This is a genomic window from Kitasatospora sp. NPDC054795 (genome assembly GCF_053611565.1).
Genome location: NZ_JBSHAP010000005.1, coordinates 69,031 through 82,145 on the forward strand (window position 1 = coordinate 69,031; position 13,115 = coordinate 82,145).

General features: G+C 76.1%; 10 protein-coding genes. 2 read left to right on the forward strand and 8 right to left on the reverse strand.

What is annotated here, in order from left to right; translation table 11 throughout:
* Positions 1–30 precede the first annotated feature (30 nt).
* Together ACWGJO_RS03125 and ACWGJO_RS03130 are read right to left on the reverse strand one after the other, a co-directional pair.
* A complete protein-coding gene (locus tag ACWGJO_RS03125; protein WP_452181871.1) occupies positions 31–420 on the reverse strand; it encodes a DUF3224 domain-containing protein in 390 nt (129 codons plus the stop codon).
* Positions 421–556: 136 nt separating this feature from the next.
* Positions 557–1,648 (reverse strand): PP2C family protein-serine/threonine phosphatase, encoded by a 1,092-nt coding sequence (locus tag ACWGJO_RS03130; protein WP_452181873.1) that lies wholly within the window; start codon positions 1,646–1,648, stop codon positions 557–559.
* 262 nt (positions 1,649–1,910) lie between these two features.
* On the opposite strand from ACWGJO_RS03130, the gene ACWGJO_RS03135 reads away from it, so the two are divergent.
* The gene (locus ACWGJO_RS03135; protein WP_452181875.1) at positions 1,911–2,888 is read left to right on the forward strand and encodes a pseudouridine synthase; all 978 of its coding nucleotides are present in this window, start codon (positions 1,911–1,913) and stop codon (positions 2,886–2,888) included.
* A 28-nt stretch (positions 2,889–2,916) separates the two neighbouring features.
* Here the strand turns inward: ACWGJO_RS03135 and ACWGJO_RS03140 are convergent, their stop codons facing one another.
* From ACWGJO_RS03140 to ACWGJO_RS03150, 3 genes are all read right to left on the reverse strand, one after another.
* On the reverse strand, positions 2,917–3,321 hold the full coding sequence (locus tag ACWGJO_RS03140; protein WP_452181876.1) for a nuclear transport factor 2 family protein: 405 nt from the start codon (positions 3,319–3,321) through the stop codon (positions 2,917–2,919).
* 135 nt (positions 3,322–3,456) lie between these two features.
* Positions 3,457–7,140: a SpoIIE family protein phosphatase gene (locus tag ACWGJO_RS03145; RefSeq protein WP_452181877.1), complete on the reverse strand. Its 3,684-nt coding sequence runs from the start codon at positions 7,138–7,140 to the stop codon at positions 3,457–3,459.
* 240 nt (positions 7,141–7,380) lie between these two features.
* The gene (locus ACWGJO_RS03150) at positions 7,381–8,892 is read right to left on the reverse strand and encodes an MFS transporter (protein ID WP_452181878.1); all 1,512 of its coding nucleotides are present in this window, start codon (positions 8,890–8,892) and stop codon (positions 7,381–7,383) included.
* 122 nt (positions 8,893–9,014) lie between these two features.
* Between ACWGJO_RS03150 and ACWGJO_RS03155 the strand changes: the two genes are divergently transcribed.
* A complete protein-coding gene (locus ACWGJO_RS03155; protein WP_452181879.1) occupies positions 9,015–9,560 on the forward strand; it encodes a winged helix-turn-helix transcriptional regulator in 546 nt (181 codons plus the stop codon).
* 93 nt (positions 9,561–9,653) lie between these two features.
* Here the strand turns inward: ACWGJO_RS03155 and ACWGJO_RS03160 are convergent, their stop codons facing one another.
* From ACWGJO_RS03160 to ACWGJO_RS03170, 3 genes are all read right to left on the reverse strand, one after another.
* Positions 9,654–10,856 (reverse strand): alpha/beta hydrolase family protein, encoded by a 1,203-nt coding sequence (locus ACWGJO_RS03160; RefSeq protein ID WP_452181880.1) that lies wholly within the window; start codon positions 10,854–10,856, stop codon positions 9,654–9,656.
* 145 nt (positions 10,857–11,001) lie between these two features.
* On the reverse strand, positions 11,002–11,634 hold the full coding sequence (locus ACWGJO_RS03165; protein WP_452181881.1) for a hypothetical protein: 633 nt from the start codon (positions 11,632–11,634) through the stop codon (positions 11,002–11,004).
* Positions 11,635–12,004: 370 nt separating this feature from the next.
* Positions 12,005–13,069, reverse strand: coding sequence for a serine hydrolase domain-containing protein (locus tag ACWGJO_RS03170; protein ID WP_452181882.1), 1,065 nt, complete (start codon positions 13,067–13,069; stop codon positions 12,005–12,007).
* Positions 13,070–13,115: the final 46 nt, after the last annotated feature.

Consider the following 13,115-nt stretch of genomic DNA (forward strand, 5'->3'; position numbering starts at 1 on the left):
GGCGGCCGGCCGTGGCGCGCGCGGCCGGCGTCAGCCCAGCTCGTACTCCAGGACGTAGGTGTGGGCGCCGGACCCGTCGACGGTCAGCCGGAACTCCCCGGTGATCCCGGACAGCTCGCCCGTGCCCGTGCCCGGCACCACGCGTATCGTCGTGCCGGTGGTGTCCCAGGCCGTGTGCTGGAGCACGAACGAGCCCGCGCGCCCGTCCAGTTCACCCGTCACGTGCTCCACAGCGACATACGAGGCCGGGCTGCCGGAGGGGCCCGTGACGGAGAGCATCCGCACCTCGCTCGCCCCGCTCAGCCCGCCCGTGAAGGTCTTGGCGATCCGGACCCGCCCGAAGGCCGCGCCCTCCCGCTCCTCCGTCTCCACCGGCTCGAACGCGGTGAGCTCGAACGACCCGCTCGCCCTGTTCCCCATGGCACCGTCCCCTCGTCGACCGTCCACTGCTGGGGCGGCCGGCTCCCTGCCGACCGCGAACCGAGCCTTGCACACCCCACTGACAATCGCGTCCGGGCCGCTCGCCGGAGCCGCCGGAGCCGCCGGTGCGGCCCGGTCACGGCTCCCAGCGGATCGCCAGCACCGCCGCGTCGTCGGCCAGCCCGGTGGCCCCGACCCAGTCGCCGACGTCCTCCAGCACCGCGTCCAGCAGGTCCGCCGGCGAGCCGCCGTGCAGGCCGGGCAGCCGCTCCGCGATCGGGTAGAACCGGCCCCCGGCGTCCCGGGCCTCCGACACCCCGTCGGTGTGCAGGAGCAGGACGTCACCCGGCTCCGGCTCGAAGCGCCGGTCCGGGTACCCGCCGCCGGTGAGCCCGAGCAGCCCCAGCGGCGGCGCCGGGAACGGCGGCTCCAGCTCGCTCACCCGGCCCGCCCGGCGCAGCAGCGGGGGCGGGTGGCCGCAGTTCACCAGCCGCACCGGCCCCCGGTCCGCCGCCACGTCGAGCAGCAGCGCGGTGGCGAACCGCCCCTCGTCCGACGGCCGGGCGGCGAGCGCCGCGTCCAGCCGCTCGGCGAGCCGGCCGGGATCGGGTTCGGTCCGGGCGGCCTCCCGGAACACCCCGAGGACGTCCGCCGCCGTCTCCACCGCCGGCAGTCCGTGCCCCTGGACGTCCCCGAGCAGGATGCGCACCCCGAAGCGGGTCTCCACCACGGCGTACAGGTCCCCGCCGATCCGCGCCTCGGCGGCCGCCGCCACGTACCGCACCGCCACGCGCAACGGCCCGATCCGCTCCGGCGGCGGGCGCAGCAGGGCCCGCTGCGCCGCCTCGGCCACCGTCCGGACCTGGAACAGCTCCCGCTCGCGGGCCGCCACCAGGACGACACTGGCGGCGCTGGCCAGGGTCGAGGCCAGGACGGTGACCTGCACGCTGATCCGGACCGAGAGCGGCAGCTGCGCGTTGGCCGACTCCAGCAGCCCGACGGTGAGCAGCGCCACCGCACCGACCAGCAGCGGCACCCGGGCCCGCCGGGTGGTCGCGCCGGCCAGCACCGGGGCCACCGCGAGCAGCGGGGCCAGGGTGGTTCCGGGCCCGATCGCGAGTGCGGCCACGACGGCGGCGACCAGCAGCAGGAGCGCGCCGTAGAGCAGCAGCCGGGTCCGCCTCGGCAGGTGCAGCGGCGGCACCCCGTCCGGGCCGTCGGCGGTCACGCGTCCTCCAGTGGTGCCGGTCGGTCGGTCCGGCGGGTCGATCCCGGGGGTGGTCCGGCCGGCCGGTGTGCAGGTCGGTCGGATCGGGTCGGGTCGGGTCCGGCCGGGGCGGGTCCGGCCGCACCCCGGTCCGCCGGCCGCCCGGCGTACGGTCGGAGGCCCCCGGCGGAACGAGGGCCTCCGGTCCACTGTCCCTGCCCGGCCCCGGGTCAGCACCTCGGCCGCGGGACGCGCGCCGGCGCGCACTACGCTGGGCCGGGAGATGAGACGCAAGAGCCGCCGACCGGCCTCCCCCCTCCCGCAGCGCCACGGCGTGGACCCGGTGCACCTCCGGCTGCCGCTCGAAGGCCCCTGGTCGACGGTGCGGGACCACCTGGTGGACCGGCTGCCCGCCGTCCCGGCCGAGCGGATCGACGCGGCCCTGCGGGACGGCGAGATCGTCGGCGAGCACGGCCCCGTCGCCCCGGCGGAGCCGTTCCGCCCCGGCGCCCACCTCTGGTTCCACCGGGACCGGCCCGAGGAGGTGCGCGTCCCCTTCGAGCTGGTCGTGCTGCACCGCGACGAGCACCTGGTGGTCGTCGACAAACCGCACTTCCTGGCCACCACCCCGCGCGGCCGGCACGTGGCCGAGACGGCGCTGTCCCGGCTGCGGCACAGCCTCGACCTGCCCGCGCTCAGCCCCGCCCACCGCCTGGACCGGCTCACCGCGGGCCTGGCCATGTTCGTCGTCCGCCCGGAGGACCGCGGCGCCTACCAGACGCTGTTCCGGGACCGCCTGGTGCGCAAGGAGTACCGGGCGATCGCCGCGTACGACCCGGAGCTGAGCCTGCCGCGCACCGTACGCAGCCACATCGTCAAGGAGCGCGGGGTGATCGCCGCGCGGGAGATCGACGCCCCGCCGAACAGCGAGAGCCGGATCGACCTGCTGGAGCGCCGTGACGGCCTGGCCCGCTACCGGCTGCGGCCGCTGAGCGGGCGCACCCACCAGCTGCGGCTGCACATGTGCGGCCTCGGACTGCCGATCCTCGGTGACCCGGTCTATCCGGTGGTGCTGCCCGAGCCGGCCCCGGACGACTTCCGCGGCCCGCTGCAGCTGCTCGCCTCGACCGTCGAGTTCACCGACCCGCTGACCGGCCGCGAGCGCCGTTTCGAGACCCGCCGCACGCTGGCCGCCTGGACCGACCCCCAGGGCTGGGCCGACGGTGCCGCGACCGGGTCCCAGGACGTTCACAGGCCCTGAGGGGCGGTCCGCGCGGGGCGGGCCGCGGTCAGGCCAGCAGCGTCCGGGCCACGTGGTCGGTGTCCAGGTACTCGCGGACGGCGGTGATCAGGCCGTCCGTCACGGTGAACACCCCCAGGCAGCGGTTCTCGTACGCGGCGCCGTTGGCGGCCGTGCCGACGCTGGTCCACTCGGCCACCGCCTGCGGGCCGTCGGCGAGGACGTGGGTGAGGGTGATGACCGGCAGGCCGTCGGCGGCGAACAGGGCACCGACCCGGCCGAGGAAGTCCCCGAAGATCTCCTGCTTGCCGTGCCAGGTGCGGGAGAGCGGGAGGCCGCCCGGGTAGCTCCAGGTGGCGTCCTCGGCGAACAGGGCGATCGCGGCCTCGCGGTCGCCCGCCGCGAGGAGGGTGACGTAGTCGGTGACGACGGTGCGGGCGTCGGGGTGCTGCACGGTGGGCTCCTGCGGTTCGTCCGGGCGGGGCCGTCCCGCTCGTGGCACCAGACAACCGCCGGGGCGGCCCGCCGGGCCAACAACCGCGGCGGCGGCCCGACAACCGTCCGTTGTCCACGCGGGCGGGGCGGCCGTTCAGGCGGGCGGGGCGGTCCCCGGGGGCAGCTCCAGCTCGAACCAGACCACCTTGCCGTCCTTGGTCCGGCGGCTGCCCCAGCGGTGCGCGAGCTCGTTGACCAGGTGGATGCCCCGGCCGCCCTCGTCCTCGGTGCGGGCACGGCGGATCCGCGGCACCTCGGACTCCTGGTCGGCGACCTCGACGGTGAGCACCCGGTTGCAGTACAGCCGCAGCTGGGTGGGCGATCCGGCGTGCACCAGGGCATTGGTGATCAGCTCGCTGGTGAGCAGTTCGGCCCAGTCGGCGAGCGCGTCGAGCCCCCAGGCGGTCAGCGTTTCGCGGGTGAAGCGGCGCGAGTGGGCGACCATGGCGTGGTCCCCGGTGAGCGGGAGGGTGGCGATCCGGTCGGCTCCCCGCGGCCGGACCTGCGCCATGATGACGGCGATGTCGTCCTCGCCGGTGGTCTCGGTGAGCCGACTCAGGACGGCCTCGCAGGTCTGCTCCAGCGAGTCGCGCCGGTCGGCGACGGTCCGGCAGAGCAGCTCCAGCCCCTCGTCCAGGTCCTGGCCCCGGCGCTCGACCAGGCCGTCCGTGTAGAGCGTGAGGATGCCCTCCTCGGGGAGGGTGAACTCGGCGTTCTCGAAGGCGACTCCGCCCACCCCGAGCGGAAGGCCGGACGGCAGCTCGACCAGGTGCGCCCGCCCCTCGGTGTCGGCGACCACGGGCGGCAGGTGCCCGGCGCTGGCCGCGGTGCAGTGGTGGTCCACCGGGTCGTACACCACGCAGACGCAGGTGGCGAACTGGCCCTCGCCGACCGTCGCGGTCGCCTCGTCCAGCCGGTACAGCACCCGCGCCGGGTCCAGGTCCAGGGTTATCAACGTCCTTGCCACCGTGCGGAGCTGGCCCATCGTGGCGGCGGCCCGGATGCCGTGGCCCATCACGTCGCCGACGATCAGCGCGACCCGCCCGGAGGACAGCGGCACCACGTCGAACCAGTCGCCGCCGACCTCGCTGACCACGCTGCTGGGCAGGTAGCGGTAGGCGAGGTCCAGCCCGAGGGTGCGGTGCACCTCCTGCGGCAGCAGACTGCGCTGGAGGGTGAGCGCGGTGTCCCGCTCGCGGCGGTAGAGCCGGGCGTTGTCGATCGCCAGCGCGGTGCGGGCGGCCAGCTCCTCGGCCAGCGAGCGGTCCTCCGGGCCGAACGGTGCCGGGTTGCGGGTGCGGACGAACTCCGCGCCGCCCAGCACGTGTCCGCGCGCCACCAGCGGCACCATCAGGTACGAGTGCACCCCGGCGTCCAGGCTCGGCTGCACCCGGTCGGGCGAGGCGACGATCCGGCGCAGCTCCTCCTCGGTCACCTCGGCGACCAGGATCGAGCGCCGGGTGCGCAGGCTCTGCGCGTACAGGCCGGCCGACTGCGAGGTCTCGCCCACCTCGTCGGCGGCCTCGTGCATGGCGCCGTCCGAGCCGGTTTCGCCGACCGCGACCGCCCGCATCAGCACCGGTCCCTCCGCCGGGACGGCCCCGGGCTCCTCGCCGCTGAGCACCGCCTCGCGCAGGTCCACGGTGACGAAGTCGGCGAAGCGCGGGATCACCACTTCCACCAACTCCCGGGCCGTGCGGTACAGATCGAGCGTGGTGCCGATCCGGTTGCTGGCCTCGTTCAGCAGCGACAGCCGCTGCTGGGCGGCCCACGCCTCGTCCAGCGCCCGCTGCCGGGCGGCGGCCGCGTCGCGCTCGCGGGTGAACAGCAGCGCGTTGTCGATCGAGACGGCCGCCCGCAGCGCCAACTCCCCGGCCAGCGCCACGTCGGCGTCCTCGTACGGGCGCTCGACCAGCGTGCGGTAGAAGCCCGCCACGCCGACCGGCGTGCCGCGCGCGATCAGCGGGACCACCATGAACGACTGCACGTTCTGCTCCCGGACGGCGGCCTGGCGCACCGGGTCCTCGGCGAACCAGGCCATGCCCTCCTCGTCCATCCGCGGCACCAGCACCGGCTTGCGGTGCGCCAGGCACCACGCGTACGGCGAACCGGGCAGGAAGCGGTGCAGGTTGCCGGCGCGGTCGATCGGGGACAGGGTCGAGCCGCGCACCGAGTGGAAGGCCATCCGCCGCAGCAGCGCCGAACCGTCCACCGGGGCGGTCGCCTCGCGCTCGCCGCGGACCAGTTCCTCCAGTACCTCCACCACCACCGTGTCGGCCAGCCTCGGCGTCGCGACCTCGGCCAGCTCCTGGGCGGTCTGGGCGAGGTCGAGCGTGGTGCCGATCCGGGTGGAGGCCACGTTGACCAGCGCCAGGCGCTCCTGCGCGGCCTTGGCCTCGCGCAGCGCCTGCTGCCGGGCCAGCACCGTCCGGTGCTGGCGCAGGTACAGCCGGGCGTTGTCGATCGCGACGGCGGCGCGCGAGGCCAGCTCGTCGCCGAGCGTGATGTCGGCCGCCGCGAAGGACTCCCGCGAGCCGCGCCGCGAGTACACCACCATGCCGAGCGTCGTGCCGCGCGCCACCAGGGGGGTGATCCGCACCGAGCGCGGGCGGTCGCCGAAGAAGGCCTGGCGGCGGCTCTCGTTGAGGCGCTCGCTCAGCGCCGGCAGCTCCCAGGACGGCACCACCACCGTGCGCCCGCCGGTCAGCGCCCGGGCGTACGGGGAGTCCGGCGGCAGCTCGTACACGGCGTCCAGCGGCAGCGCCTCGGCCGGGTACTGGCTGTCGGCGGAGGCGATCGCCAGGCGCCGTACCAGCAAGGGGGAGTCCGGTGGGGACGGCTCGACGCCACGGCCGGCCACCAGCTCCTCCAGCCCGAACACCGCGCTGATGTCGGCGACCCTGGGCACCATCGCGTCGACCAGTTCCCGGGCGGTCTGCCGCAGGTCCAGCGTGGTGCCGATCGAGGCGGTCGCGTCCACCAGCAAGGACAGCCGCTCCTGGGCGCGGGCCGCCCGGGCGTCGGCGTGGAACCGCTCGGTGATGTCGATGACGGTCGCGCACACCCCGAGCACCCGGCCGCCGCGGTCCCTCAGCCGGAAGTAGGAGGCCGACCAGGCGTGGTCGTGGCTCGGGTCGCCCGGGGTGCGGCCGTGCGCGAGGTCGTCCATCACCGGCTCGCCGCTCTCCAGCACCCGGCGCATCACCGCCTCGGACTCGGGGCCGTTGATCCTGGGCAGCACCTCGGTGAGCCGTCGGCCCAGCGGGCCTTCGACGCTCAGGCCGTTGGCTTCCGCCAGCGCCCCGTTCAGCCGGACGAAGCGCAGGTCGGTGTCGAACACCGCCATGCCCACCGGGGACTGGGTGAAGAACCCGTCGAGGAGGGCCAGGTCGGCCTGGAGCCGGTGCAGCGTGGTCACCTCGGAGGCGACCGCCAGCACCATCGGGGCGCCGCCGGGGCCGAGGATCGGATGGGTGCGGAACTCCAGGTCCACCAGGTGCCCGTCCCGGTGCCGGACCGGGAAGACCCCGGACCAGGGCCGGCCCGCCAGGATCTGCCGGAACAGCTGGAGCACCTCCGGCCGGTGCTCGTCGGAGGTCAGCAGGGTCGCCGCCCGGGCACCCACCGCCTCCTGCGCCGGGTGTCCGAGCAGCGCCTCCGCGTCACTGCTCCAGTGCAGGATGCGTCCGTCGGCGTCGATCAGCGCAGTGGCGATCGGCACCATCAGCAGGGCGTCCTGCCGAGGCTGCCCCGCGCGCTGCGCGTAGTGGTCCACCATGGCCAGAGAACCGTCCCAGATACCGTCCGGAGATCGTTCCCACCAGCAACTGCCATCTTCGCACGCGCTCCCGGGCGGCCGCTCACCGTGGCAGCCGGCGCTCGGGGCGCTCCGGGAGGACGTCCGGCCACGGTCCGGGGTCGGCGTCCGGCGACCGGCCCGGGTGGCGCCCGGGCGGCGGCGCCGGTGGAAGCCCGGTCCGGTGGGTGGGGCGTCCGCCCTGGGCCGACGTCCGGTGCGTCACCGCAGGGCGGCGGGCCGGCGGGCCGGCCGTGCGGCGTCCGTCCCCGCGCCCGAGCGGGCTTCGGCGGCGCGGGCGGCGAGGGCGAGCAGCGCGCCGGCCAGGCAGAGGGCGGCCGCGACCAGGACGGCCCGGTCGGCGCCCGCCGCCAGGGCGCGGGCCGCCGCCCCGGGCTCGGGCGAGCCGGGCCGGGCGGATCCGGCGACGGCGACCGTGACCGCCACGCCGAGGGCCGAACCCAGGTAGCGGGAGGTGTTGTTGGCGCCGGAGCCCATCGCCGCCCGGTGCGCCGGGACGCTGCCGATCGCCAGCCGGGCCAGGGCCGCGTTGAGCACCCCGCTGCCGACGCCCGCAACAGCGAGACCCGGCACCAGCCGCAGCCAGGACGAGCCGGGCGCGAGCCCGTACAGTCCCAGCTCGCCCGCGCCGCAGATCAGCAGGCCGAGGGAGACCTGGGTGGCGGCGGACAGCCGGGCGGCCAGGCGGCGGGCCTGGAGCGCGGAGACCACCGACAGGCCCGACCACAGGGCCAGCACGCCGGCCGCGGCCGGACCGGACAGGCCGAGCACGCCCTGCAGCAGGGTGGGCAGGTAGCTCATGAAGCCGACCAGCGACAGCCCGGTGAACAGCGCCCCGCCGGTGGCCGCGACGAAGCCGGGCTCGCGGAACAGGGCGAGGTCCAGCATCGGCTCCCGGACCCTCGCCTCGACCACCGCGAACGCCGCCAGCAGCAGCACCCCGCCGGTCAGCAGCGCCACCGCGGTGGGCCGCCCCCAGCCGTCGCGGCCCTCGGCCAGTCCGGCGATCAGGCAGGAGGTGCCGGCGGCGAGGGTGAGCACCCCGTACGGGTCGAGCGCCCGCGGCCGCTCGGCCCGCGACTCGGTGAGGACGGCGACGGCGAAGCCGGCCACCACGGCCGAGCCCGCCGCGATGCCGCCGCCGACGGCGCGCCACCCGGCCCACTGCTGGACCAGCGCGCCGTACACCGGCCCGACCGCGATGCCGAGGCCGACCGCCGCGCCCCAGACGCCGAGTGCCCGGATCCGGTCGGGCCCGGGCGGGTGGGCGTGGCCGATCAGGCCGAGCGCGGGTGCCAGGACGGCCGCCGAGGCGACACCGAGGAGCACCCGGGACGCCAGGTAGACGGCGCCGCCGGGGGCGAGTGCGGCCAGTGCCTCGGCGGCCGTGAACAGCAGCACGCCGAAGGTGAACACCCGCTTGCGGCCGTGGTCGTCGGCGGCGCTTCCGGCGGTGAGCAGCAGCGCGGAGATGCCGACCAGGGTGCCGGTGAGGATCCAGGTGCGGCCGGCGGCGCCCAGGTGGGCGGCCTGGGCGGTGGCGGCGAGCGAGGCGGTGGGGGCGGTGTACGCGACGGTGGTCAGGGCGGTCGCCGCCGCGGTGGTCGCCAGCGTGGCGGCGGGCCGGAGGCGCGGGCCCGGGGCGGTGGGGGCGGTGGGTGAGGCGGTCGAGGCGGGTGAGGCGGGTGAGGAGCCAGGTGGTGCGGGGGACATGGGTGTTCCCTCCGGGGGGCCGGACCCTTTGGTCTGGTGAATGAACCTTCATCTCGGGCGGCATGCTACCATCGTCAGTCTGTTCATTGAACCCTCAATGGGAGTGGACTAGGCTGACGCCCATGGCCCTGGGAACCGACTACGAGCTGCAGGAGTGCGCACTGGCCCGGGCCCTGGAGGTGGTCGGCGAGCGCTGGAGCCTGCTGATCGTGCGCGACGCGTTCTACGGGGTGCAGCGTTTCAACGACTTCCTCGCCCACCTCGGCATCCCGCGCGCCGTCCTCACCTCGCGCCTCAACGCCCTGGTCGCGGCCGGGGTGCTGCGCAAGGAGCCGTACCAGCGGGCGCCGCTGCGCCACGGCTACCTGCTCACCGGGACCGGCCTCGAACTCTGGGGCCCGCTCTACCAGCTGAGCCGCTGGGGTGGCCGGCACGCCACCCACGGCGGCTCGTACCACCTCTTCGCACACGCCGACTGCGGCACCGACCTCGACCTGGTCGGCGTCTGCCCCGCCTGCGGCGGCGGGCCCGTCCCGCCGACCGCGGTCGTCATGCGCCCCAACCCCGCCCGCGCCGGCTCCCACCGGGAGGACCCGGTTTCCCGCGCCCTGGTCCGCCCCCACCCGCTGCTCGAACCGATCGCCTCGGCGGCGCCCCCGACCGGCTGACCGCCGGCCCGCACGCCGACGGGGCCGTCGGCGTCGTGCCGACGGCCCCGCCCGGAACGGCTGTCACCCGGGAGCGGCGACCGGGGACAGCCCTCAGGAGGTGAAGCGCACCTCCGGGTTGGCGGCGCTCGGCCCGTCGAGCAGCGGCTGCGGGACGCCCTTCAGCTGGAGGTCGAAGAAGGCCCCGACGTACTGCCGGGTGAGCGCGAGGGCGCGCCCGCTCCCGAGGGTGGTGTACGGGCCCTTGGGGAGGCCGAGTCCCTCGATGAAGACCGGGAGGTCGGTGAAGCTGCCGTGGTCGGAGCCGTCGACGGTCAGCAGGCGCTTCCAGCCGTCCAGCCGGGCCCAGCTCGTGACCCAGGACGGGTCCTCGGCGCCGTCGGCCAGCACGTGGCCGATCATCATGAACGGCTTGCCGCCGAGGCCGGACTCGGGCACCAGGTAGTGCATGGTGCCGTCCATGTTCACCCCGGCCCGGATCCGGTCGTCGGTGAGCAGGGCGGGGACGGTGGAGGCGCCACCGGCGGAGTGTCCGGCCATGCCGATCCGGTCGCGGTCGATCAGCCGGGCGTAGCGCCAGGCCGGGTGCGGGCGGTCGGTCAGCCGGTCGATGACGAAGGAGACGTCCTTCGCCCGGCCCGCCTCCAGGCGCGCCGCGGCTTCGTCGCCGACGACCGTGCCGCACGCCGCACAGGGGAGCGTCCGCCCGTCGGGGAAGGTGGTCCCGGTGTTCTCGTGGGTGTGGTCGATCACCGCGACGACGTAGCCGTGGCTGGTCAGGTCCTCGGCGAGGCCGCTGAGCGTGGCGCGCGGCATGGTGAAGCCGGGCGACAGGACCACCAGTGGGTAGTGGCCGCCCTGCGGGCGCGCCCCGGACTCCGACCACGTCCGGGCTCCGGACACCGCCTCGGTCGGGATGGTGTTGCCCGCCACCTTTCCGTCCAGCAGCGCCCGGGCGGCCGCGGGCGTCATGTACGGGGCGGGGGTGCCCGTCCCGGCGTGCGCGGGGTAGTACATCGAGACCATCAGCTGACGCGGACCGGAGGCGGGCACCCACGGGTCCGGACGGGTCCGGTCCACCAGGTGCAGGACCTCCTGCCCGACCGCGTACGGCCCGGTCGGGCGGGGGAGTTCGATCCGGGCGGCGGCCCGGTCGGCCCGGCCGGCGGCGGTGTCGGCGGCTGTGGTGCCGGAGTTGACGGGCGGCGCGGCCAGGGCCGGCACGGCGGCGGCGACGGACAGCGGAAGTGCGAGCAGCAGGGCCGCCGCGGCGGCGGTCGTACGGAGTCGGCTCATGCCGGCGACGGTAGTTCGTGGGCAAGGGAACTGACGTCCGCTCAGCGGCGTACTGATCCCTTCCGGGAAGGGCTGCCGGCGCCCTTAGGGGTGGGCGTCGGAAGGGCGGGCGGGTGCCCGCCCGACGGCGGTCGACCGACGGGAGTCAACCGACTGCGGCCGCCCGGAGGTCCTCCAGGAAGTCCGCGGCCGCACGGGCGTTGGGCACCGCGAGGGCCAGCGGGAGACCGGCCGAGCGGGTCCGGATCTCCAACTCGCCGAGACCGGACGCCCGGGCCGAGCGCACCTCCGCCCACCGGTGGGCCTCCGTCGCGGCGAGCGGGTGCGGCGGCCGGTGCACCAGCCCGCCGGCCGTCACCGTCAGCCGCCCCCGGACGAAGCGCACGCTCCCCTCGGTGCGCAGCGTCTCGTGCAGCGCGGCCCGGAACCCGGGGGAGAGGCGCTCCTCCAACTCCAGGAACAACGCGCCCAGGCCGCGCAGGTGCGCCAGCTCCAGCGGCTCGTCCGCGCCCGCCGGCCATATTCGCCCGTGCTCGGGCACCCCGCGCGGCCCGCCGGGGGAGTACTCGGTGGCCTCCATGGTGCTCCAGGGCAGCGACATCTCCCCGCCCTCGGCCGGGACCAGCACCAGCCCGCCCTCGTGGACCCGGACGGAGCGCAGCCCGGGCGCGTGGCGCAGCCGCTCGTACCCGCTCACCGCCACCACCGCGGCGGCGGCCAGCACGGGCGAGGGCCACCACCCGCCGAGTGCCACGCAGACCGCCACGGATACGACCACCCCGCAGGAGTGCAGCCACACCCGCGCCGCCCAGGACAGCGGCCGGCACCTCCGGTGCACCCGCACCACCGGGCCGAGCCGACCGGCACCACCGCTCGTCCCGGTGGTGCGGGAAGCGCCGGTCGCACCGGCCGAACCGGAAGCGCCGGCCGACCGCACGCGCGTCGGCGACCACGTCACCGCCATGGCGACCCCCTCTCACTCGGCGGAATCCCCCGTCGGAACCGCGACCGCCGGATCCCAGCATCAACCGCTCGTCGCCGCTGGCGACAGTGCCAATCGGCACCTTTTGGCCCGAATCGGCCCCGCTATCATCGCGCCCCGGCCGGGGCCGCCCACCAGCGGGGGTGCGAACGGGGCGGGCCCGCCCTCACCCCGCCGTCGCGAACCCGTTCTGCAGCCCGCGCAGCAGCGCCGTGCCCGCCGGATCGGCCGACCGGCGGGTGTTGACCAGCACCACCGCGCCCACCTGCTTCTCCGGGTCGAAGGCGACGAAGGAACGGAAGCCGCCCGTGCCCCCGTTGTGCCAGATCTGGAGGTGCCCGCCCTGCTGGGCGCGCAGCCGGTGCCCGAGCCAGCCCAGGTGCGTCCAGGCGAACGGGTTGACCCGGTGGCGGGTCTCCCGGGTGAGGTCGATCGCCGGCGACAGCGGCGCGTCCGGCTCGCGCGCGGCGGCCAGTTGGGCCCGCAGGAACACCGCCAGGTCGGCGGCGGTCGAGCGGAGCCCGCCCATGCCGGGCACGGCCGCGAAGGTCCAGGGCGGCACCGGCCGGCCGCCCGGCGTGTGACCGTGCGCCAGGCGCGCGGACCGTTCCCCGTCCGGCCGCAGACCGGTGTCCGCCAGGCCCAGCGGCGCACCGACCTCGCGCGCCACCAACTCCTCGTACCCGAGGCCGGACCGCTGCGCGAGGGCCAGGCCGAGCAGACCCGCGCCGAGGTTGGAGTAGCGGAATCCACGCCCGGGCGCGGACCGCAGCCGCGTCCGCGCGAGCCCGTCGAGCACCTGCTCGGCGGTGCAACCGGCGTACGGATCGGGCATGTTGGGGGACAGCAGCGACTGCAGCGCCATGCCCCGGGGCAGTCGGGGGAGCCCCGAGGTGTGGGTGGCGAGGTGCCGCAGGGTGATCGGTTCCCGGCCCTTGGCCGGGACGACGGCACGACCGCCCGAGGGCCCGGTGAGCACCTCGGCGAGCGGGTCGTCCAGCCGGACCGCACCGTCGAGGGCCAGCCGCGCGAGCACGAGCGAGGTGAACACCTTGGTGACGGAACCTATCTCGAACAGGGTGCGCGGCCCGGGCACCCCACCACCCGGACCGGTCCGCCCGGCGCCGCGGATCTCCACGTCACCGCCGGCCAGCCCGGCGACCACCGCGCCGACGTGGCGGCCCGCGAGCCGGTCGGCCGTCTGCTGCACGAGGCAGGCGAGTTCGTTCATGGTCGCGAGCCTAGACACCCTCACCGGCCCGGATCGTCCGCCCGGA